20 protein-coding genes are annotated in these 21456 nt (G+C 53.3%); 16 read left to right on the forward strand and 4 right to left on the reverse strand.

What is annotated here, in order from left to right:
* Positions 1-69: 69 nt before the first annotated feature.
* Entirely contained in the window at positions 70-690 is a 621-nt protein-coding gene (locus H7U36_RS09690; RefSeq protein ID WP_243426743.1) for a PepSY domain-containing protein, read from the forward strand.
* Positions 691-843: 153 nt separating this feature from the next.
* Here H7U36_RS09690 and aroD read toward each other — a convergent pair whose 3' ends face one another.
* Both aroD and H7U36_RS09700 read right to left on the reverse strand, forming a co-directional pair.
* Complete coding sequence (gene aroD / locus H7U36_RS09695; protein ID WP_205156069.1) at positions 844-1611, reverse strand: type I 3-dehydroquinate dehydratase; 768 nt, start codon at positions 1609-1611, stop codon at positions 844-846.
* Positions 1612-1625: 14 nt separating this feature from the next.
* A complete protein-coding gene (locus H7U36_RS09700) occupies positions 1626-2525 on the reverse strand; it encodes a shikimate dehydrogenase (RefSeq protein WP_033124564.1) in 900 nt (299 codons plus the stop codon).
* Between the two features lie 175 nt (positions 2526-2700).
* Between H7U36_RS09700 and spoIVA the strand changes: the two genes are divergently transcribed.
* The 11 genes from spoIVA (at position 2701) to H7U36_RS09755 (ending at position 14591) form a co-directional block, all read left to right on the forward strand.
* Positions 2701-4173, forward strand: a complete 1473-nt coding sequence (spoIVA, locus tag H7U36_RS09705) for a stage IV sporulation protein A (protein WP_138304570.1) — start codon at positions 2701-2703, stop codon at positions 4171-4173.
* A 277-nt stretch (positions 4174-4450) separates the two neighbouring features.
* The gene (locus H7U36_RS09710; protein WP_033124566.1) at positions 4451-5149 is read left to right on the forward strand and encodes an ABC transporter ATP-binding protein; all 699 of its coding nucleotides are present in this window, start codon (positions 4451-4453) and stop codon (positions 5147-5149) included.
* Entirely contained in the window at positions 5146-6714 is a 1569-nt protein-coding gene (locus H7U36_RS09715; RefSeq protein ID WP_205156070.1) for a putative ABC exporter domain-containing protein, read from the forward strand. Before H7U36_RS09710 ends, H7U36_RS09715 begins: the two co-directional genes overlap by 4 nt.
* 34 nt (positions 6715-6748) lie before the next feature.
* Complete coding sequence (locus tag H7U36_RS09720) at positions 6749-7225, forward strand: methylglyoxal synthase (RefSeq protein WP_033124568.1); 477 nt, start codon at positions 6749-6751, stop codon at positions 7223-7225.
* Positions 7226-7981, forward strand: coding sequence for a class I SAM-dependent DNA methyltransferase (locus tag H7U36_RS09725; protein ID WP_205156071.1), 756 nt, complete (start codon positions 7226-7228; stop codon positions 7979-7981). It begins immediately after the preceding gene.
* Between the two features lie 85 nt (positions 7982-8066).
* Complete coding sequence (hslO, locus tag H7U36_RS09730) at positions 8067-8954, forward strand: Hsp33 family molecular chaperone HslO (RefSeq protein ID WP_205156072.1); 888 nt, start codon at positions 8067-8069, stop codon at positions 8952-8954.
* Between the two features lie 15 nt (positions 8955-8969).
* Positions 8970-10901: an NAD(+) synthase gene (locus H7U36_RS09735; RefSeq protein ID WP_205156073.1), complete on the forward strand. Its 1932-nt coding sequence runs from the start codon at positions 8970-8972 to the stop codon at positions 10899-10901.
* Positions 10898-11800, forward strand: coding sequence for a hypothetical protein (locus H7U36_RS09740; protein WP_205156074.1), 903 nt, complete (start codon positions 10898-10900; stop codon positions 11798-11800). Before H7U36_RS09735 ends, H7U36_RS09740 begins: the two co-directional genes overlap by 4 nt.
* Positions 11781-12212 carry a C-GCAxxG-C-C family protein gene (locus H7U36_RS09745; RefSeq protein WP_138304582.1) on the forward strand — a complete coding sequence of 144 codons (432 nt, stop codon included), beginning with the start codon at positions 11781-11783 and terminating at the stop codon, positions 12210-12212. The genes H7U36_RS09740 and H7U36_RS09745 overlap by 20 nt, the downstream gene beginning before the upstream one ends.
* A gap of 46 nt (positions 12213-12258) precedes the next feature.
* Positions 12259-12612 (forward strand): hypothetical protein, encoded by a 354-nt coding sequence (locus H7U36_RS09750; protein WP_138304584.1) that lies wholly within the window; start codon positions 12259-12261, stop codon positions 12610-12612.
* Positions 12606-14591 (forward strand): FUSC family protein, encoded by a 1986-nt coding sequence (locus tag H7U36_RS09755; protein WP_138304587.1) that lies wholly within the window; start codon positions 12606-12608, stop codon positions 14589-14591. Before H7U36_RS09750 ends, H7U36_RS09755 begins: the two co-directional genes overlap by 7 nt.
* Here the strand turns inward: H7U36_RS09755 and H7U36_RS09760 are convergent.
* Positions 14588-15628 carry a type II toxin-antitoxin system RelB family anti-toxin gene (locus H7U36_RS09760; protein ID WP_205156075.1) on the reverse strand — a complete coding sequence of 347 codons (1041 nt, stop codon included), beginning with the start codon at positions 15626-15628 and terminating at the stop codon, positions 14588-14590. The two genes, H7U36_RS09755 and H7U36_RS09760, sit on opposite strands and share 4 nt — an antisense overlap.
* Before the next feature lie 209 nt (positions 15629-15837).
* Here H7U36_RS09760 and H7U36_RS09765 point away from each other — a divergent pair, with 209 nt between their 5' ends.
* From H7U36_RS09765 to H7U36_RS09775, 3 genes are all read left to right on the forward strand, one after another.
* On the forward strand, positions 15838-15993 hold the full coding sequence (locus H7U36_RS09765) for a type 1 glutamine amidotransferase family protein (protein ID WP_205156076.1): 156 nt from the start codon (positions 15838-15840) through the stop codon (positions 15991-15993).
* Positions 15994-16210: 217 nt separating this feature from the next.
* Positions 16211-16876: a hypothetical protein gene (locus H7U36_RS09770; RefSeq protein ID WP_205156077.1), complete on the forward strand. Its 666-nt coding sequence runs from the start codon at positions 16211-16213 to the stop codon at positions 16874-16876.
* Between the two features lie 68 nt (positions 16877-16944).
* On the forward strand, positions 16945-18327 hold the full coding sequence (locus H7U36_RS09775; protein WP_205156078.1) for a PDDEXK family nuclease: 1383 nt from the start codon (positions 16945-16947) through the stop codon (positions 18325-18327).
* 606 nt (positions 18328-18933) lie between these two features.
* Here the strand turns inward: H7U36_RS09775 and H7U36_RS09780 are convergent.
* Positions 18934-19617: a S1 RNA-binding domain-containing protein gene (locus tag H7U36_RS09780; RefSeq protein ID WP_033124576.1), complete on the reverse strand. Its 684-nt coding sequence runs from the start codon at positions 19615-19617 to the stop codon at positions 18934-18936.
* Positions 19618-19809: 192 nt separating this feature from the next.
* Between H7U36_RS09780 and H7U36_RS09785 the strand changes: the two genes are divergently transcribed.
* Positions 19810-21444, forward strand: a complete 1635-nt coding sequence (locus H7U36_RS09785) for a putative manganese-dependent inorganic diphosphatase (RefSeq protein WP_205156079.1) — start codon at positions 19810-19812, stop codon at positions 21442-21444.
* Positions 21445-21456 lie beyond the last annotated feature (12 nt).

The raw sequence follows: 21456 nt of genomic DNA on the forward strand, positions 1-21456 counted from the left end.
ATAATCAGGAAAGGAACCGGCCCGGGCAGGGCCGGGAAAGGGAAAGAAAAGATGAGAAGATATAAGAGATTGACAACAGCACTTCTGGCCGCGGCATTGGCGGCAGGTATTGTGACAGGATGTGGAGCCTCCGGCCGGGATATCGGCCAGGACGAGGCCAAGAGGATCGCCTTTGAGGACGCGGGGGTTAGCGAGTCCGACATATCCAGGCTGAAGGTGGAAAAGGACAGGGATGACGGCATCCTCCAGTATGATGTGCAGTTCAGCGTGGACGAGAAGGAGTACAGCTATGACATCAACGGCGCCAACGGCGAGATCCTCAGCGCGGATGTGGAGACGAAGGGCACAGCCGGCCAGAGCGCAGCAGCCCCTGGCCAGGACAGTGCAGCCACCGGGACAGGTGATGCACCGGCCGGAGAAAACGCGGGGAATACCGGGAATGCAGGAAACACCGGGAATGCGGGAAATACAGCGGGGGCAGCCAATGTGGCTGTCAGTGAGGCGGACGCAAAAGCCGCGGCCCTGGAGAGAGTGCCGGGCGCCACTGAGGCGGATCTCCGCATGGAGCTGGACTTTGACGACGGCTACTACATTTACGAGGGAGACATCATCTACAACCAGAAAGAGTATGAATTTGAGATCGATGCCCAGACAGGCAGCTTCCTGAAGTGGAGTGAGGAGAGACATTAGATTTCAGCATGTTCAGACATGGCAAACACAAAAGCCAGGGCAGGCGCCGGACAAAAGAGTAAGTCCGGCGCCTGCCCTTTAAAATTTTATTTATACAGACGCCCTGCGGGATGTCCGCAGCTGTCTTGCGGCCCTTGTAAGCCTGTGCTTATTTTACACGCCAAGGGCATTGTGGACGGATGTCAGGACCTGGCGCAGCTCCTCGGCGCCGATCTGCCCCGGGGCGGATGCCATGGAGCCTGAGCCGAAGGTGAGGCAGGAGCCGAAGACCTCGCAGGAGAGACGGCTGATGCTGCCAAGGCCGGACATGGACATGGTGATGATGGGCCTGTCCGCATAGTCGGAGGCCATCTCCTCTGTGGCGGCAAGCAGAGTGAGCACGTCCTTTTTGCTTTTTGGCATAACGGCGATCTTGGGGATGTCCGCTCCCATATCCTGCATCTTGCGCAGCCGGTAGACGATGTCGGATTTGGCCGGAGTCTTGTCAAAGTCGTGGTTGGATGCCACCACCTTTGTGCCGGATGCGTGGATGGCGCTGATGAGATCAGAGACGATCTCATCTCCCGTGAAAATCTCCACGTCGATCAGATCCGCCAGGCCTGTGGCGGCCACGGCCTTGTTGAGGGATACGTAGGCGGCAGTGTCCATCTCATGGACGCCGCCCTCTTTCTTTGTGCGGAAGGTGAAAAGAAGAGGAGTGTCCCCCAGCTTTTCCCTGACGCCGGACAGCACGTCCAGCACAGCCTGGGTGTCCTCTATAGCCTCAAACCAGTCCACGCGCCACTCCATCAGGTCCATGGACATGGACTTGTACTGCTCTGTGAGGGAGAGGATTTCCTCCTTCGTCTTTCCCACATTTGGGATGCACACAGCCGGGATGCCGCTTCCCAGCTCCAGATTTCTTACCTTTACTGTATTCATGAACCTTTTCCTCCCTAGTCCTCGTCATCGTCTGTGTAGACATAGGAGATGCCAAGCTTCTCCTTCATGTACTCGCTGTCCACTCTCTGGCCCAGCATCAGCTCGATGGCCGCGATGGCCTGGAAGAGCATCATGCCCTGGCCGTTCATTGTCTTGCAGCCGGCCTTTCTGGCCATTTTCAGCATGGCTGTCTCGTGGGGAGAGTACACTACATCTGTCACGATCAGATCCGGGCGGAAGAAGGAGGCGTCCGGAATGTAGGTGATGCCCTCCAGCGGCTTCATGCCCACGCCGGTGGCGTTTGTGAACAGATAGCTGTCAGCCATCTCCGCTTTTAAGCGGTCCAGATCCTCCAGGGGATAGAAGACAGCCTTGCAGTCTGTGTTCTCGTTGATCTTTCTCACGGTCTCGATGGCGTTGTCTTTAAATTTATCATCCCTTGCGAAGATGGACATCTCGGCCACGCCGTCCAGGGCGGACTGGATCTGCACAGCTGTGGCGGCTCCGCCGGAGCCCACGATAGTGACCTTCTTGCCTGTAGGGTCAATGCCGTTGTCCTTCAGGGACTGCACATAGCCGATGCCGTCCGTGTTGTGGCCGATCAGGTATCCGTCCTTGTTCACGATGGTGTTGACGGCCCCGCAGAGCTTGGCGGCGGGAGACACCTCGTCCAGATATTTGTGGACGATGGTCTTGTTCGGCATGGAGATATTGGAACCACGCATTTTCAGGGCTCGGAGGCCTTTGATGGCGTCCTCCAGGTCGTCTGCGTCCACCTCGAATGCAAGGTTGACAATATCCACGCCCAGCTTTTCGTAGGCGGCATTGTGGGTAGCAGGTGACTGAGAATGGCGGATTGGGTAGGCCATAAGTCCGATCAGCTCTGTGTGCCCGGTGATCTGGTGTCTTTCCATAATTCATCTCTCCTTTATGATAAAAACTTTGTATGTCTTTATTTTAACAAAACAGGCATTGTCAATCAAATACTTAATATGCATGGAAATCATAGATGAAATCTATCAAATGAAAATTCTAAAAGGGACAGCGCCGGCATATATTCTAACAGCACATGTGGAAGGGGCGCGAACTATGGATCATTATGAGTTATACAAGGACATACAGGTCAGGACAAACGGGGAAATATACATAGGAGTGGTGGGGCCGGTTCGAACCGGAAAGTCCACCTTTATCAAGCGGTTTATGGATGTGCTCGTCCTTCCCCACCTGGAGGATGAGAACGTAAAGGCCAGGACGGTGGATGAGCTCCCCCAGTCTGCCTCCGGCAGGACCATCATGACTACAGAGCCCAAATTTGTCCCCAAGGAGGCGGCAAAGATCGATCTGACGGAGGATGTGTCGGTGAAGATCCGCCTCATCGACTGTGTGGGCTACATGGTGGAGGGGGCGTCGGGACACGAGGAGGAGGGGCAGGAGCGGAAGGTGAAAACTCCCTGGTTTGACTATGAGATACCCTTTACAAAGGCGGCTGCCGTGGGAACGGAGAAGGTCATCCACGAGCACTCCACCATCGGCATTGTGGTGACCACCGACGGCAGTATCGGGGAGATCCCAAGGAGCAGCTACGAGGAGGCGGAGGGGAAGACCATCCGGGAGCTCCAGGGGATCGGGAAGCCCTTTGTGGTGCTGGTGAACAGCCGCCGCCCGGCGGGGGAGGAGGCCAAAAGGACCACGCAGCACATCCGGGATACCTACCAGGTGCAGGCTCTGCCGGTGAACTGCGAGCAGCTGAAGGAGGAGGATATTCACCGGATCATGGAGGCTGTGCTCTTTGAGTTTCCTGTGTCGGAGCTTCAGTTCTTTATCCCCAGGTGGGCGGAGATGCTGCCGCCGGATCACAGGATCAGGCAGGACCTGACAGCCTGCGCCCGGGAGCTGTTGGAGAGAATCGGTCAGATACGGGACGCTGTCTCGGGAATAGACACGCCGGAGAGCCCCTACATAGAGGAGATGCGTCTGGAAAAGATCGAGATGGACACAGGCTGCGTGAAAATACGCATAGACATCGGGGAAGAGTTCTATTACGAGATGCTCAGCGAGATGACCGGGGCACAGATCCAGGGGCAGTACGGCCTCATCTGCGAGCTGAAGAAGCTGTCCGCCATGAAAAATGAGTACGAGTGCGTCAAGGGAGCCTTTGACAGTGTCAGGATGAAAGGCTACGGGGTGGTAAAGCCGGGCCGGGATGAGATCACCCTGGATGAGCCGGAGATCATACGCCAGGGCAACAAGTACGGTGTGAAGATCCGGTCCCACGCCCCCTCCATTCACCTCATCAGGGCGAACATAGAGACAGAGATCGCGCCCATTGTGGGCAGCGAGCAGCAGGCGGAGGACCTGATCCGGTATATCAGGGACAGGAAGGACACAGAGGGAGGTATCTGGGAGACGAATATTTTCGGGAAGACCATCGAGGAGCTGGTGATGGACGGCATGCAGAGCCGGATCTCCATGATCGGAGATGACAGCCAGGCGAAGCTGCAGGACACCATGCAGAAGGTGGTGAACGACATCAATGGGGGGATGGTCTGCATCATTCTGTAGAGGAGGCGTGTTTTCCCGGACTGCCTTAAGGACTTCGCAGGCGCGGAGTCCTTTTCCCGTACGGGCTGCTGACACGGACGAAGGGGGAGTACGAGCCCTATGGGAAGGGGGCGGTGGAGGCAGAGCAGATCCTCCCCTTCCTATACCGGCGGGAGAGAAAGAGTGACTGGGCCTGCCGCGTTCCATTTTTGCTGTTGACAGAGATGGTTTTCGTGCGTATAATTGTATTATAATATTAATACAAAAAACATCGCGGAATGCACAGGGGGAAGAGACCATGTTAGAGGTACAGGGACTAAGGAAAATGTATGGGAAAAACCTGGCGGTGGATCAGGTCAGCTTTTTTGTGCCGGACGGGAGGATAGGCATCCTTCTTGGCCCCAACGGCGCGGGAAAATCCACTATCATCAAGAGTATAGCGGGGCTTCTCAGGTACGAGGGGCTGATACGGATACAGGGCATCCCCTCCAGGGAGCTGGCGGCCAAAAGGATCTTTGGCTACGTGCCCGAGATCCCCTCTATGTTCGAAGCGCTGTCCGTGCGGGAGCATATCGAGTACATCCGGATGGCATACAGGAGCTCCATCACTGACCAGGAGGTGGAGAGCCTTCTTCAGAGATTTGAGATGACAGACAAGGCGGACAAGCTGGGCGGCGAGCTGTCCAAGGGGATGATGCAGAAGGTCAGCATCCTCTGCGCCCTGGCGGTCAAGCCTCAGGTCATCCTCTTTGACGAGCCCATGGTGGGCCTGGATCCCCAGGCCATCCGGGAGCTCAAGGAGGTCATACTGGAGCTGAAGAGTCAGGGGGTGACGGTCCTTATCAGCACCCACATGCTGGAGATGGTGGAGGAGCTCTGGGACGTCATGTTCGTGATGGAGAAGGGACGTATCAAGGCCTCCTTCCGAAAGGAGGATGTGGGGGACAGGGATCTGGATGACCTGTTCTTTGAAGTGACAGGCGGTGAGAAGAGATGAGGGCGCTTTTGTATCTGACAAAGAGAAGCTTTATCAACCGGGCGAGGAAGGCGGTGCGCAAGCCGGTGACCTACCTCTATATCGCGCTGGGCATCTTCTATGTGGTGGGGATCCTGGCAGCCTTTGCCTCCCTGGCGGCGGCCGGTGGCATTGCCTACAAGCAGGGGATCGTCTACGTCATGACAGTGTGGCTCTACTTTATCTTCTGCAGCAATTTTCTGTCCTACGCAAAGCTGAAGGGCGTGATCTTCAGGCCCAGCCACGCCCATTTTATCTTCACCGCGCCCATCAGCTCCAAGCTGGTGCTGCTCCACGGGGCGATTTTGAACTACACGGTATCCCTTGTGGCAGATTTTTTGTTCTCCGTGGCGGCAGTGACGATCTTCCACGTGGAGCCGGTCAGGGCTATTCTGCTCTTTGTCTTCTGCTTTGTGTTTGAGACGGCATTTGAGACCAGCCTGATGGTCTTTCTCTACTCCGGGGAGGAGAGGTTTCAGGGGCTGATCCGCCTTCTGCGGCTTCTGATCTATGTCCTTGTGGGAGCGGTGGCCGCGGTGGTGGCCTGGTATCTTGTGAGAGGAGGGCTGAATAAGGAGTCAGTCCTTGCCCTCTTTGAGTCCCCGGCCCTCAGGCTCCTTCCGGTGGCGGGCTGGGAGGTGTCGGCGGTAAGCCTTCTCGTGACGGGGCCGGACCGGTGGAATGTGATCGGGACTGTCCTCTTTCTTCTGGCCTGCGCGGGGATGCTCCTGGTGGCCCGGAGGATCCGGTGTACAGGAGCCTACTACGAGGACGCGGCTAAATTCGCGGATGACTACGCGGAGCTGAAAAGGAGGAACCAGAAGGGGGAGAGCAGTGTAGGCTTTGGAAAGAAGAAGCTGAAAAGGGCGTCCCTCGCGGGCTGGGGCACGGGGGCCAAGGCGATCTTCAGCCGGCAGCTCCTGGAGTACAAAAAGGAGCGGTTCTTCATTTTTACAGGCTTTACCCTGGTAGCCCTCATAGGGGCAGTGGTCTGCATCTTCTTTGTGGGCAGGCCCGACGAGGAGCTGCCACCGGATCTTCTGCTCATGGGGATCGCCATCTACATGGTCTTTGTGGGCACCGGGTACATGGGAAAATGGGGGAAGGAGCTGGAGCTGCCCTACATTTACCTAATCCCCGAGCCGGCGGCAAAGAAGCTCTGGTACGCCACCTGCACGGAGCACCTGAAGGCCCTGGTGGACGCGGTTATCTTCTGCGTCCCCGTGGGACTGGCCTGGGGCATTTCCATCTGGAAGATCGCGTCCATCATCCTGTCCTATGTGGTGCTCCAGGCCAACCGGCTCTACATCAAGGTGCTGGGGGACAGCCTTCTGGGCGATACCCTGGGGACTACGGGAAAGCAGTTCTTCCTGCTGGGAGTCCAGGGAGGCATCCTGGGCATCGGAGCCCTGGCCAGCATCCCGGCGGCCTACCTGATAAATGCAAATTTGCTCTTTTTAATCGTGCCGATTTATAGTATGATAATTACAGTGCTGATTGCTGCTCTCACCGTTCCGAGATTTGAGTGCATGGAGCAGTGGGATTAGGAAAATAAGGACAACATGCAAGGAGGGTCACACAATGTTGGATGAAGAATTTGTCACGCTTGAGATCGGAAAGACAAAGCATATCGCTCTGGTCGCTCACGACGGCAAGAAGAAGGAGCTGGTGGACTGGTGCGACAGGAATAAAGAGATACTGAAGGGCCATTTTCTCTGCGGGACAGGGACCACGGCCAAGCTCATCGCCGAGAAGACGGGGCTGCCGGTGAAAGGGTTCTGCAGCGGTCCCCTGGGAGGAGACCAGCAGATCGGTGCCAAGATCGTGGAGGGACAGATCGATTTCATGATTTTCCTGTGGGATCCGCTGGAGGCACAGCCCCACGACCCGGATGTGAAGGCGCTTTTGCGCATCGCTGTGGTCTATGACATTCCCATCGCCAACAACCTGGCTACCGCGGATTTCATGCTTAATTCCAGATACATGTCAGAGCCCTACGCGAGAAAGATCGAGAATTTCAACAGGACGATCCAGCAGCGTGTGGAGAGGATGAAATAGATGGCTGAGGCATACGGCAGCTTTTCGGAGGTCTATGACACTTTCATGGATAATGTGCCCTACCGGGAGTGGGCCGGCTACATAGAGGAAAAGCTGAGGCAGCAGGGGATAGAGGAGGGCCTTGTCCTGGATCTGGGATGCGGGACGGGCAGCATGACCGAAGAGCTGGCGGACGCCGGTTACGACATGATCGGGGTGGACAGCTCCCCGGAGATGCTGGAGCAGGCCTTTGAGAAGAAGGAAACAAGCGGCCACGACATCCTCTACCTTCTGCAGGATATGCGGGGATTTGAGCTCTACGGCACCGTCCGGGCAGTGGTCAGCGCCTGCGACTGTGTCAACTACATCACAGACCCGGAGGAGCTTCTGGAGGTGTTCCGGCTTGTGAACAATTACCTGGACCCGGGAGGCATCTTTCTCTTTGACTTCAACACAGAGTACAAGTACAGGGAGGTGCTGGGCGAGCAGACCATCGCCGAGGACAGGGAGGATTGCAGCTTCATCTGGGACAACTATTACGATGAGGAGGGGCGGATCAACTCCTACGAGCTGACTCTGTTTATCCGGGAGGAGGGGGATCTCTACCGGAAATATAAGGAGCAGCATTTCCAGAGGGCCTACACTCTGGAGGAGATGAAGGAGCTCCTTAAAAGGAGCGGCCTGACCTTTCTGTCAGCCCGGGAGGGCTACACGGACAGGGAGGCGGGGCCTGGCAGCGAGAGAATAACCATCATGGCGAGGGAGTGCGGAAAATGATCCGCGCTCCCTTGTCAAGTATCGGAAAAAATATTAAAATGGTACATGAGTCAAAAAAGAGAACAAGAGAAAGGATCAAGAATAGATGACACAGAACACAGATTACATCGTAAGGGCAACCGCCGCGGGAGGGCAGATCAGAGCCTTCGCGGCCACCACAAGGGACCTGGTGGAGGAGGCCAGGAGACGCCACAACACAAGTCCGGTGGCCACAGCGGCCCTGGGGCGCCTGCTGACAGCGGGCGTTATGATGGGCAGCATGATGAAAAATGACACCGACGTGCTGACTCTCCAGATTAACGGCGACGGCCCCCTGGGAGGCATCACAGTGACAGCGGACAGTCAGGGGAATGTGAAGGGCTACGTGCAGAACCCGGACGTGATCCTGCCCCCGAAGAACGGGAAGCTGGATGTGGGGGGAGCCGTGGGCATCGGCCTTCTCACCGTCATCAAGGACATGGGCCTTAAGGAGCCCTACTCGGGCCAGACCATCCTTGTGACAAGCGAGATCGCGGAGGACCTGACCTACTATTTCGCCAATTCAGAGCAGGTGCCCTCCTCTGTGGGGCTGGGCGTGCTCATGGAGAAGGACAACACGGTAAAATGCGCGGGGGGCTTTATCGTGCAGCTCATGCCCTTTGCCGAGGAGAAGGTGATCAGCCGCCTGGAGGAAAATGTGGGAAAGATCACCTCTGTGACAAAGCTTCTGGAGGAGGGCTACACGCCCCAGCAGCTTCTTTCGGATCTGACAGAGGGGCTGGATCTGGAGGTCACAGACACCATGCCCGCCCGGTTCTACTGTAACTGTTCCAAGGAGAGAGTGGAGCGGGCCGTGGCCAGCATCGGGGCAAAGGATCTCCAGGAGATGATCGACGAGGGGAAGGATATTGAAGTGAAGTGTCACTTCTGCAATACAGCCTACAATTACTCAGTGGACGAGCTGAAGAGCATACTGAAAAGAAGCAGAAAATAGAGAGGAGTGTGGACCTTGAGACATGGTTTTGTAAAGGTGGCGGCAGCCACCCCGGACATCCGTGTGGCGGATGTGGCGTATAACAAAGAGCAGATCTGCCGTCTCATCGATGAGACGACAGCGGAGGGGGCCAAGATCGTGGTGTTTCCCGAGCTGGTCCTCACCGGCTACACCTGCGGGGATCTCTTTACCCAGGACGTGCTCCTCGGGGAGGTGAGAAGAGCCATCAAAGAGGTGGCAGCGGCCACGAGGGAGAAGGACGCCCTCATCTTTGTGGGCATGCCTCTGGCAGTGGAGGGGGAGCTCTACAATGTGGCGGCGGCCCTGAACAGGGGGAGGATCCTGGGATTTACCACCAAGACCTTTCTGCCCAACTACGGAGAATTCTACGAGATGCGCCAGTTCCGGGAGGGGCCGGAGGACGTGCGGTACATCCCGTTTGAGGGGGAGAAGATCCTCTTTGGCCCCCGGATCCTCTTTGAGGCAGATGCCATGCCGGACCTGACCGTGTCGGCGGAGATCTGTGAGGACGTCTGGTCTCCGGTGCCGCCCAGCATTGACGCGGCCAGAGAGGGGGCCACGGTCATTGTCAACTGCTCCGCCAGCGACGAGACCATCGGCAAGGCGGCCTACAGGAAGAGTCTCATCGAGGGACAGTCGGCCCGGCTCATGGCGGCCTATATTTACGCCAACGCCGGGGAGGGAGAGTCCACCACAGATCTTGTCTTTGGCGGCCACAACATCATCTCCGAGAACGGTACCACCCTGGCGGAGGGAGAGCGGTTCAGAAACGGCGTCATCTACGCCCAGATCGATGTAAAGCGGCTGATCGGCGAGCGGAGGAAGAACACCACCTTCAAGACAGCCCGGGACCGCCATCTTCTGAGAGTTCCCTTCCATGTGGAGATGACCCGGACGCGGCTTTCCAGAAGGTTTCCCTCCCGCCCCTTTGTGCCGGACGCCAAGGAGGAGAGGGACAGAAGATGCGAGGAGATCCTCACTATCCAGGCTATGGGGCTGAAGAAGCGCCTGGCCCACACCCACGCGAAGAGTGCGGTGGTGGGCATCTCCGGAGGCCTGGACTCCACCCTGGCCCTCCTTGTGACAGCCCGGGCCTTTGACAGGCTGGGCATGGACCGGGGACAGATCATTGCTGTCACTATGCCCTGCTTCGGCACCACAGACAGGACCTACAACAACGCCTGCCAGATGGCGCTGAAGCTGGGGGCCAAGCTCCGGGAGGTGCGGATCGCCGACTCGGTTGCCAGCCATTTCAGGGATATCGGCCACGACATGGAGGATCACAGCGTCACCTACGAGAACTCCCAGGCCAGAGAGCGGACCCAGGTGCTCATGGACATCTCCAACCAGACAGGGGGCCTTGTGGTGGGCACAGGGGATATGTCTGAGCTGGCTCTTGGCTGGGCTACCTACAACGGGGACCACATGTCCATGTACGGAGTCAATGCCTCCGTGCCAAAGACGCTGGTGCGGCATCTGGTGCGCTACTGCGCGGACACGGAGAAGGATCAGGAGCTTAAGGCTGTGCTCTACGACGTGCTGGACACGCCGGTGAGCCCGGAGCTCCTTCCTCCCAAGGACGGACAGATCGCCCAGAAGACGGAGGATCTGGTGGGGCCCTACGAGCTTCATGATTTCTATCTGTACTATTTCCTCCGCTTCGGGTACGAGCCCTCTAAGATCTACCGCATCGCCAAGGAGGCTTTCGCGGGCGAGTACGATGAGGAGACCATCTACAAATGGCTGCGCACCTTCTGCTGGAGATTTTTCAGCCAGCAGTTCAAGCGGTCCTGTCTTCCCGACGGCCCCAAGGTGGGTACGGTGGCCCTCTCGCCCAGAGGGGACTGGCGGATGCCCAGCGACGCCTGCGTGGATGTGTGGATCCGTGACCTGGAAAAAGAGGCGAAAGGAGATGGGGTACAATGACAGTGGAAGAAATGACAGCGGTGGATCAGCGGGAGGTTGACAGGAGAGTGCGGCGCTGCCGCTTAAGGCAGTGGCTGGGATGGGCTGCCTACGCTCTGGTAGCTATCCATCTTCTCTGGATGATTTTGAGCAGCAATTTCCCCGTCCGGCTCTGGGTGAGTGGATATAAATGGGATATGCTGCAAATCTGCATGATCATCACACACTTTGCGGTGCTCTTTATCCTGGCTCTTGTAGCGAAGACCGGGACCACCTGGATCTACGGGGCGCTCCAGAAGGAGTGCGACCCCTTCCTCTTTGAGGCCTGCGTCTACCACATGGGCTTTATGGGAAATGAGAACCTGAAGCGGCTGAATCTGGCCATCGCCCAGTACTACCAGGGGAATTTCCAGCAGGCCATGGACACCATCATGCACACGGATCCCTCTTCCTTCAAGAAGACCAACCGGCTGAATTACTATGCCCTAAAAAGCGGCCTCTGCTTCCGCTTTGGCATGGGGGACAAGGTAAGGGAGCTGGAAAACGAGTTCCAGAGAAGGATCAGCGGCAAGCAGGACACAAAGAACATGCAGCTCCTCTGCGCCATGAACAATCTGAAGCGGGCCCGGGCGAACAAAGACTATGAGTCCGCCTGGTGCTTTTACCAGGAGTGGCTCCACCTGTCCGACCCGGTAAGCCAGCAGCTCTGGTCAAAGGTGGGAAGAGCCTGGCAGCAGGCGGTTCTGGAGCAGGACTGCGGGAACGAGGCGGGGGCACGGGCGGCCTTTGCCTATGTGGAGAAGTACGGAAACCGTCTGATGTTCGTGAAGGACGCGGCCCGTTTCCTGCACCCCCAGGAGACGGCTGCGGATAAAACAGAGAGCGAAGGAGTGAAACGCGATGGAGGAACTGAAGCTTAGGGAGAAAGCGGCGGAGAATTTTAATAAGATCTACAACTGCTGTCAGTCTGTGGCCTGCACGGTCTGTGAGAGATACGGGGTGAGCCAGGAGGATATGTTCCGCATGACAGAGGGGTTCGGGTCCGGCATCGGCGGGCTGAAGGACACCTGCGGAGCGGTCATGGGGATGTTCCTCATCATCAGTCTGGCGAACAGCGCCGGGGACATGGAGGATCCCACCCGGACAAAGCTGGATACATATGCTAAATTCCAGGAGGCGGCAGAGATCTTTAAGGAGAGGAGAGGGTCGCTGTACTGCCGGGACCTAAAGACCCAGGACGGTCCCCAGCCCCTTCCCTGCTGCATGGCCTGCGTGGAGGACGCGGCCCAGATTTTGGAAGAGCTTCTGAAAAAATGGGACATTCTGTCATAAAATAGAAAACAGGCGCATATATATGATCACAGGAGGAAATCAGATCATGGGAACAGAAAGAGAAATGAAAGCTGTCGTATGCCTGCACCACATTGCTACCTTTATGTCTGTGGCAGCCGGCGGATGGGCAGTCATAAAAGGAACGGGAAGCAAAGTGAAGGATGCGCTGGCAGGGATATTCCTGGCAGTCCAGCTCTTTGCCCTTCTCAAGGTCGTTCTGGAGACGGCGGGGAAGAGGGAGGAGACGCTGGGGGACCAGGTCGGGCGTCTGAGGGCGAAGATTGAGAAGACCAGGGGCGGCCGGGCGGCCGCGGAGGCCTGCACAGCGCTGATGCTTTTTTTGTCTCTTCTCTTTAAGATCGGTGTTCCCCTCTGCCTTCTGGAGAGGAAGAAATGCTAAGAGAGCGTCTGGAAGGCCAGGCCAGGCTTGTCTGGAAAAGCTTCCTTAACGCCCTCCCTGTGATCTGCTTTTACCTGTTTTTGTTCTGCACGGTTTTGCTTTTGTTCGGGACACAGTACATCATGGTGGTGTCCCTCGTGACAGTGCTCTTCCAGACCAATTACCGGAAGAGAAGGTCCTGGGTGAGTCTCGCCCGGGCGGCGGCAAGCCAGCTGGGACTCAGTCTGCTGGCCTGGATCGCCACCTGGTCCTTTCCGCTGTCTGCAGGGCTCAACCTGATCGTGCCCTTTGCCCTTGTGTTCCTGAAGGCCACCCGGTTCAACCGGATGGGCTATTTTTCCGGGCTCATGACCTTTACCTTTCTGCAGCTCCTGCCAGTGGACCTGGCGGGATTTTTTGTGCAGACAGAGGCCATGCTGTATTCCCTGGCCTGCTTTTTCCTGTTGGTGAAGCTGTACCAGTGCCGGTATCCCCAGGAAAAGAGCTACAGAAGAGAGCAGGAGGGTCTGTCTGTCCTGGCAGATTGCCTGCGCCGGCAGCTCCGGGGAGAGGAGAAATCCCCGGAGAGCCTTGGGGATCTCTATGAGCTGCAGCAGCTCCAGTACCAGGAGACCTACGCCAAGCGGGGCGGAAGGGAGGTGGCCACCCGGGAGGGGAAGATCTCCTACATGTTCGCCCTCCTGTTCCAGCGGGCCTCCTACTTTGTGGGCAGCAGATACGCCCCGGCCATGCTGGAGCAAAAGGGAGCCGCCGAACTGGTGGAAAAGACAGCCGTCTATCTGGAGAGGGCAGCATCCACAGCCTTCTGGGAAAAGACGGCGAGAACGGCGTTGGAGGAGGCGGGAGAGGCATTGCTTCTGGAAGCAGGGGCAGGGGGGGACGAGATCCAGATCTCGGTTCAGAATTTTCTCCAGCCCTTCCTCATCATCCTCCGGAAATTTGACGAGGGAGAGAGGGAGGAGGCAGGGGCTTCCTGGCCCATGCCAAGGCACCAGCGGCCTTTGGGGAAGCTGCTGTACCAGATGCGGCCGGACGGCTTTGAGATGCGGTTTGCCCTGCGGATGAGCGCGGTTTTGACCCTCAGCTTTCTCTTTGTGCACATAAGCGGCGCCGACCACGCCTACTGGCTGCCCCTCAACGCCTTTCTGCTCCTGCGGCCCATGTACGAGGACAGCCGCTATCGCATGCTGACCCGGTTTCTGGGAACTGCGGGAGGCTGCGTCATCATGAGCCTGCTCTTTCCTGTCATGCCCGGAATGGCAGGGCATTTTGTCCTGGCGGCACTCATGGTCATCTGCATGTACACCGCCACGCCGGGAACCTGCGTGCACGCGGTCTGTGTGACCTGCTTTGCCCTCTCCATGGTGACCCTGGCCATGGGGGAGGAGACAGCTGTGGAGCTTCGGATGATCTATGTGATGGGGGCTGTCGCCCTTGTCCTTGTGATCAACCGGTTTTTCTTCCCCACCAGCATGGGGCAGCAGTTCCGATACAATCTCACCGTGGTCTTCCATATGCACCACATGTACCTTAGGATGCTGGAGAGGGCTCTGGAGCGGCCCACGGATTACGGGACTATCTGCGATGCCCAGGTGGAGTACCATCTGGTTCACGGACAGATGATGGAGTATCTGGACAAGAGGCGGGGACAGCCCTGGGAGACCTACCGGGAGCTTCTTAAGATATCCTGGGAGATGGTGGCGGAGATGGAGCAGATTCTGCTCTTTGTCAATTCCGGACACTTGAGCGAGGGGGAGGATGAAGAGATGGAAAACTATATTTCCCACGCCCAGTATGTGCTGGCGCAGATCCAGAGGCTGCTGGGCCTGCGGGGCGAAAAGACGCTGCCGGAGGTGAGAAGAGTCAGCTACAGCCGGGCGGATGCCGGGCAGCAGGAGCTGTCCTATTTTCTGACAGCCTACTCAAGCCATGTCTCCCGGATGTACCGGCTTGCGCTGGAACACAGATCCGATATTTAAGCCTTTCGTTGTGCCAGCAGCTCTTCAAATTCCGGACCGCCGCGGAGAAATGCGTACTCCTCATCGTTTGCCAGCTCATCGGTGATCGCCTGGGTCAGCTTGCCTGAAAAGAATGTGGAACTGCCGGCATCTGTATGGCGATATAAGGGGCAATCCTGCGGAGCCCATTCCTGCTTCATGGCAGACAGCATTTTTTGGAGGACAGACAGGCTCCTGTCCTTATCTTTTCTTGCGAGGGCGAGCTGCAAATGGGCATTGTAGCGCATCCACTCCGGAAGACAGAACCAGCGGGTAAGGGACTCGTACCTATCCGCGAAAAAGTCCGCGTCCTTTTCCTGGTTTTCCAGTAACGCGATTTCCAGCATGTTTAGTAAAGCGGTCTGTATCCCGGTCACGCCGTTAAGCACCCGGCGCTCCCAGATTTTTTCCGCCTCCTGGTATCGTTTCTGCTGCTGGCAGAGGATGGCGGATTGCTCCTCTCTATCTATTGAGGAAAATGGCAGTGCGTTTATCAGCGCCTCTGCCTCTGCAAAATCTCCCCGGTTACGGGCATAGGAGATCAGCATACTGGTTGCGGTATCCTTTATTTCCGGATTTTCACTTGCAGACAGACGCCTGTAAAATGCTTCAAATGTCTCCCGGTATTGCGGGGCTTCAGGTGCGTTGTAGAGAACAAGCGCTCCCTCCAGATAGAGAGTGACCGAATAGATCAGCTTTTCACAGGTGGGGTATTCCTGTATTTTGCGGATCGCTTTCTGGAAAGCGGCATCATAGTCCTGCTCCCGGACCGTCTGGTCGACTTCGTCAACAAAATCTTCAATCTCAATATCTGTCAGATCGTCATGGAAGGACAGCAGGGTGTTAAGGTCGGTCTTAAGCAGACGCGCCAGCGCCGGCAGAAGGGTGATGTCAGGGTAAGTGCTGCCTTTCTCCCACTTGCTTACAGCCGGCGTGGAAACGCCCAGATAATCTGCGATCTGCTCCTGCGTCAGGGACAGCTCCTTTCGCTTTTCCCGAATGACCTGGTTAATCTTCATGGCGGACCTCCTTTGCGTTTATGCCCTTATGATAGCAGAGCGGGTTTTGCAGGACAATAGAGCTGTCGTTAAATTTCTGATCAAAAAAATGAACCGGAAGTTAAAAAACGGGTAAATTCAAATTCGGAGCTTTTAGAATAATCGAGAAAAATTGCGAAAGAGATAATCAGCGCATTTACTGAGGTTGGTTTGAAAGGGGGAGGGGAGTGGTGAAAGATATGATAAAGAATAGTGGAAGAGAATGGAAGGAAGAAACATGTGTAAGAGAGGAAAATCTAGTTGTTTCTAATGCGAATAAAGCACTCTTAGAGGGATGTAAAGAACGGATGGAACAGGCATTAAAGGATGAGAAGTCAGAAGGATAAAAAGATAGATAAGATTGAACTGAGATAAAAGGAGTGAAAAATTGTTGATAGAGAGTTATTGGCTACGAATGAACGAAGGTTGTAGTGTGGGAGAGTGGTATATAGGCGGATTTTTTGTGAAATAAGTATAATAAAAGGATAATGTATTTAGGAACATGTTATGTTAAAATAGACGTGACTATAATAGATTAATTTGGGAAGGAACACTTTTGATAAAATGAATAAAAAGATTGTTATAGTTAGTATAGGTGTATTCATATTGCTCTTACCTTTTGGGGGAATATGGGTGGCTTGGAAACACTGGGAAAAAATCGTATACGATAACCCGGATTTTTGGTATGGTTATATGGCGTATTTCGGTACAGTTTTTTTGGCAGTAGTTTCTTTAATTCAAAATGTGAATACTAAAGAAGTTAATGATAAATTCATGACACAACAACTTCGACAAAAGTTGGGATATTTTAATTTGAAAAAGGAAAGCATAAATGGACGAAAATATTGTCCGATACGAATTGGACAATTTACTAATGAAAGTGGCAATGATGATTTATCAAAAGATAAAAAATTAGGGATATGGCTGGTGAATGTCGGAGAAGACATAATACTGAATGTCAGAACCATGTATGGAAAAATTAACGGCGTGTTAGTAGAAGTGCCGTGTTCGATTAACGTGATTTATAAAAATGAAGAGATATGTTTTGAATTAGATAATACACAATATTTCCAAGCAGAGAATTTAAAAATAGAATTTTTAATTCAGATGAAAAATTCGGCCGGAATAACATATAAGCAATATTTTTGTGTTGGTGCAAAAAAGATTAATTATACAAGGCAAGAGATGTATTTAATAACGGAATACGATACAAATATAGAGTTTTCGTAAAAATAAACGTGTAAAATGCAATGTTGAATAAGAGGAAAAGTATGTGTTATATTGAATTTTCGTTTGATTTGGACAAAAACGAATTTATAAGTAAAAAGAGTGAGAATGTAAATAAAAAACCATTTTGGGAAGAAGAGGTTTTAAATAATCAAAGACTAGTATGTGTGAAATTTAGAAAAAGCAAATCTAAGTCTTATAAAAAAGTAATTGAATTGGCAAAGAACTTACCGAACTATCAATTCGATGGAAAAATGCATTCGTTTACAATAAATTCGGTTGAAGAATATGCAGATAATGAAATTAGTATAGAGTATATTATTTCATTAGTGAATAAATGGAAAGGATCGTATATAACCTTAAACGGGAAAAAATTTACGGGAAAAACTAGTATTTGGCATTTTAAAAAAGTCTTACAGGCTAACGCTGGTAAATACAGGGAAAATATACATCCAGACATATATTATGATTTTATTCCTAAAGAACCTATTGAAGATTTACCTTTACCATATGTGTTATACCCTGAGCTATATGGTAGTTTTTTTGCATTTAAAGAAAGTAAAGAAGCTACAGATATTTATTTTTGCGAATGTGAAAGGCAAGGGATTGAAAATTATTTGGTCTTAAAGAGACGACAACAGAAGCTTAGTGTTTTTGAAAAAGGAGTTGCTCCTTTATTAGGAACAGATGAGTTCCCAACTGCCGTTGCACAAACATCTTTAAATGATCTTGTAAATCCATTAAGTCTGTTTAAATTTCGTAAAGGAATATGTCATAGATGCAATGGGAAATTACCACAGGAAGAGTATTGTGATCCTATGTATGGAACAGCTTTTAAAAGACAGTATGGATGGTTTATAAATCAGAAATATTTTGAATATGGTATTTATTATATGTTAGAAGGAAAAATGTCTATTCAGAAAGAACTGATTTTAAGAGAGAAATGTCCTCCGGATGTATTAGAGATATGGGATCAGTTTATATTAGCTAATGAAGAAAGCGAAAATGATCCAGACTCGGATGAGTTATATAAGAATGCGAAAGAAGCACGTCGAAATTTTGAAAAGTGCATAGAAAATAAGGTGAGAAGAGAGTTTGGCTTTCGAAATGTTGGGGAGGCATGGGTTAGTGAAACAACATTGGCTAATATAACAAGAATGATTTATCCTAATTGTGAAATTAAAACACATTATCGTCCACAATGGCTTGAAGGGTTAGAATTAGATATTTTTGTGAAGGAAAAAAATCTAGGAATAGAGTATCAAGGGCAACAGCATTATCATGCAGTTGAACATTGGGGTGGTAAAAAACAATTAGAAAAGCAGAAAGAACATGATGAAAGAAAAGCTCGTATTTGTCGCGAGTGTAATATAAAATTGTTGACTGTGAGATATGACGAACCGTTGACAGAACCATATATTAGAAAAAGGTTACAAGAAATGCAATGTTTATAAGAGGCTTAAGGTTCAATTCAATATTCGGTGAAGAAAAGGAGTGCGGCGAAGCCATGATACCGTAGAGTAGTCCTTTGAGGAACAGACATAGTCAATACATCATGATACAGACGAGGATTTGAAAACTCGCAGACTTGTATGTTCTCTTGAGAATTGCTGACAATTTTGTCTTAGGAAGTGTGCCTAATATTTATGAGCGAAAGCAGGAAATAGTGGACACTGAACTATCGATGAAACGGTATTAGATGATCATCAGTCTAACAAAGGAATAGATAAAGATGTATTTGGGAAAACTATGGTACATGGGAGCGAACAATTGCTATAAGTAGGACAAAGAAAGTAAGAAGAGAATGGACGAAGTAGAAGTTTTAAAACTTCATCTCAAAAGCACAAAGACAGGGGGTATCGTGTACACTCTGTTTAAAGTTTCGGAGTTTCTGAGGATTGAGTCGTATGCAGTAGAAAAACTGGGGAACGTTATTTATGATACTTCTTTCGAATGTCAAGCAGGTATTGGCCAATCATTTGAATTGATGATTGGCCAATACCTGCTTCTTTTGATATTTGTACGGCTGCGGTAACGGCGTTACCGCCTGCCAGGAAGATTTACAGCTTGATGTTCTTGAACAGGTCGCCCAGGCTTGTGCCGATGTTCTCGGACTTGGGGATCTCCACCTTGATGTCTTCCTCCTCGTCCTTCTCCTCCAGAGCCTTCATGCTGAGGCTGATCTTGCCGTCCTTGAGGCCGATGATCTTCACAGTCACCTCATCGCCCACAGAGAGAACGTCCTTGGGGGATTTCACCCGCTTTCTGCTGATCTGGGACACGTGTACAAGTCCGGAGAGTCCGTCCTCCAGACGGACGAAAGCGCCGTAGGTCTGCAGGCTCTCCACCTTGCCCTTCACAACGCTGCCCACCTTCACGTTAGCGATCTTCTCCTCCATGGCCTTTTTCTCCTTCTCCCGGAGGATCTCTCTTGCGGACAGGATAAGGCGGTTCTCAGCCTGGTTGACTTCGATGACCCGGACCTCGATGTCCTTTAAAAGATATGTCTCCAGATCCTCGATATAGGATAAGGATAACCTGGATGCGGGGATAAATCCGCGCAGGCCTTCCACCATGGCGATGGCGCCTCCGTTCACGATCCCCTCCACCTTTACCGGAAGGGTAGTCTTGTTCTCCATGTAGCGCTGTACCACGTTCCACGGATTGGCATCGTCAAGATGCTCCTCGTAGTCAGCCATTGTCTCTTCCGGTTTGTTTTCCTCTTGTAATAATTCTTCGCTCATTTTGTTAGTCCTTTCTCATAACCGTATTTATGTGTTTCCACATACTAGTAACAGTATATCACGAAAAGGGGACTTTGTTCAAAGAAAAAAGCAAAGTATCCGGGAATTTTTAGTTGACTGGAAGTGGAAAAAATGGCAAGCTTATTTTACAGATCAAAAATTTGGAAAAGATACAAGCAGGGAGTTGAAGATATGAGAAAAGTTTATGTTGTAGGGCACAAAAATCCGGACACGGATTCCATCTGCTCTGCCATTGCATATGCCGGGCTGAAGAAGGAAGTCACGGGGAAGGAGTTTGTGGCAAAGCGGGCTGGCCAGATCAATGAGGAGACACAGTACGTGCTGCGCAGGTTCAAGGTGGACGCTCCGAGGCTTCTCCAGGATGTGAAGCTCCAGGTGAAGGACCTGGACATCCACAAGATCACCGGGGTGGCCCCGGGCGTGTCCATCAAGGAGGCGTGGGAGCTGATGAAAACCCAGTCTGTCAAGACCCTTCCGGTGCTGAAGGACGGGGAGCTGGTGGGGCTGATCTCCACCGGGGACATCGCGAAATCCTACATGGACGTGTACGACAACACCATCCTGGCAAAGGCCAGGACCCAGTACCGCAATATTGTGCGCACCCTGGACGGGGAGATCGTCACAGGAAATGAGCACGGCTGTTTTGTGAAGGGAAAGGTGGCTGTGGGGGCTTCCACCACGGACAGAATGGCCGAGTTCATAGAGAAGGACGACCTGGTGATACTGGGAAACAGGTACGAGTCCCAGGCCTGCGCTGTGGACATCAACGCCAGCTGTCTGGTAGTCTGCCACGGGGCGGAGATCTCCGAGGAGCTGATCCAGAAGGCGGAGGAGCAGAGCATCGTGGTCATCAAGACGCCCCACGACACCTTTACCGCGGCAAGGCTCATTAACCAGAGCATCCCGGTGAAGTATTTCATGAGCAAGGGTCCCCTGACCGTGTTCCACATGGACGACTATGTGGACAACATCAAGGAGGAGATGACGAAGAAAAAATTCCGCGATTTCCCCATTCTGGACCGGCACGGCAACTTCAAGGGCTTCATCTCCAGGCGGCGTTTCCTGGACGCCAGGAAGAAGCAGGTCATCCTTGTGGATCACAACGAGAAGTCCCAGGCTGTGGACGGCATCGAGGAGGCGGACATCCTGGAGATCATTGACCATCACAGGATCGGGAGCATTGAGACCATGGGGCCGGTGTTCTTCCGCAACCAGCCTGTGGGCTGCACGGCCACCATCGTCACCCAGATGTACGAGGAGTACGGCGTGGAGATCCCGCCGACGACGGCAGGGCTCCTCTGCGCGGCCATCATCTCGGACACCCTCCTTTTCCGCTCCCCCACCTGTACCGAGATGGACAGAAGGACCGCAAGTAAGCTGGCCGAAACGGCGGGGGTCGTCCTGGAGGATCTGGCCGCGGAGATGTTCAACGCAGGCAGCAACCTGAAGGGCAAGAGCGCAAAGGAAATCTGCTTCCAGGACTTCAAGCAGTTCACAGTGGGCGACACAGTGTTCGGTGTGGGGCAGATCAACTCCATGAGCAGCGATGAGCTGGAGGATATCAGGGAGAAGCTGCTCCCCTATCTGGATCAGGCCCGGGAGGAGCACAAGCTGAACATGGTCTACTTCATGCTCACCCATATCCTTCACGAGTCCACAGAGCTTCTCTGCTCCGGGGCAGGGGCGCGGGAGACTGTGCTGGAGGCCTTTGAGCTGCCGGAGGATATGGACCCTGTCCTCCTGAAGGGAGTCGTGTCCAGAAAGAAGCAGCTCATCCCGGCGCTGGTGAGCGCGCTGCAGCAGTAAGGAGGAGAGAGG

It is taken from the genome of Faecalicatena fissicatena (genome assembly GCF_016900595.1).
In the GTDB taxonomy this organism is placed as follows: domain Bacteria; phylum Bacillota; class Clostridia; order Lachnospirales; family Lachnospiraceae; genus Claveliimonas; species Claveliimonas intestinigallinarum.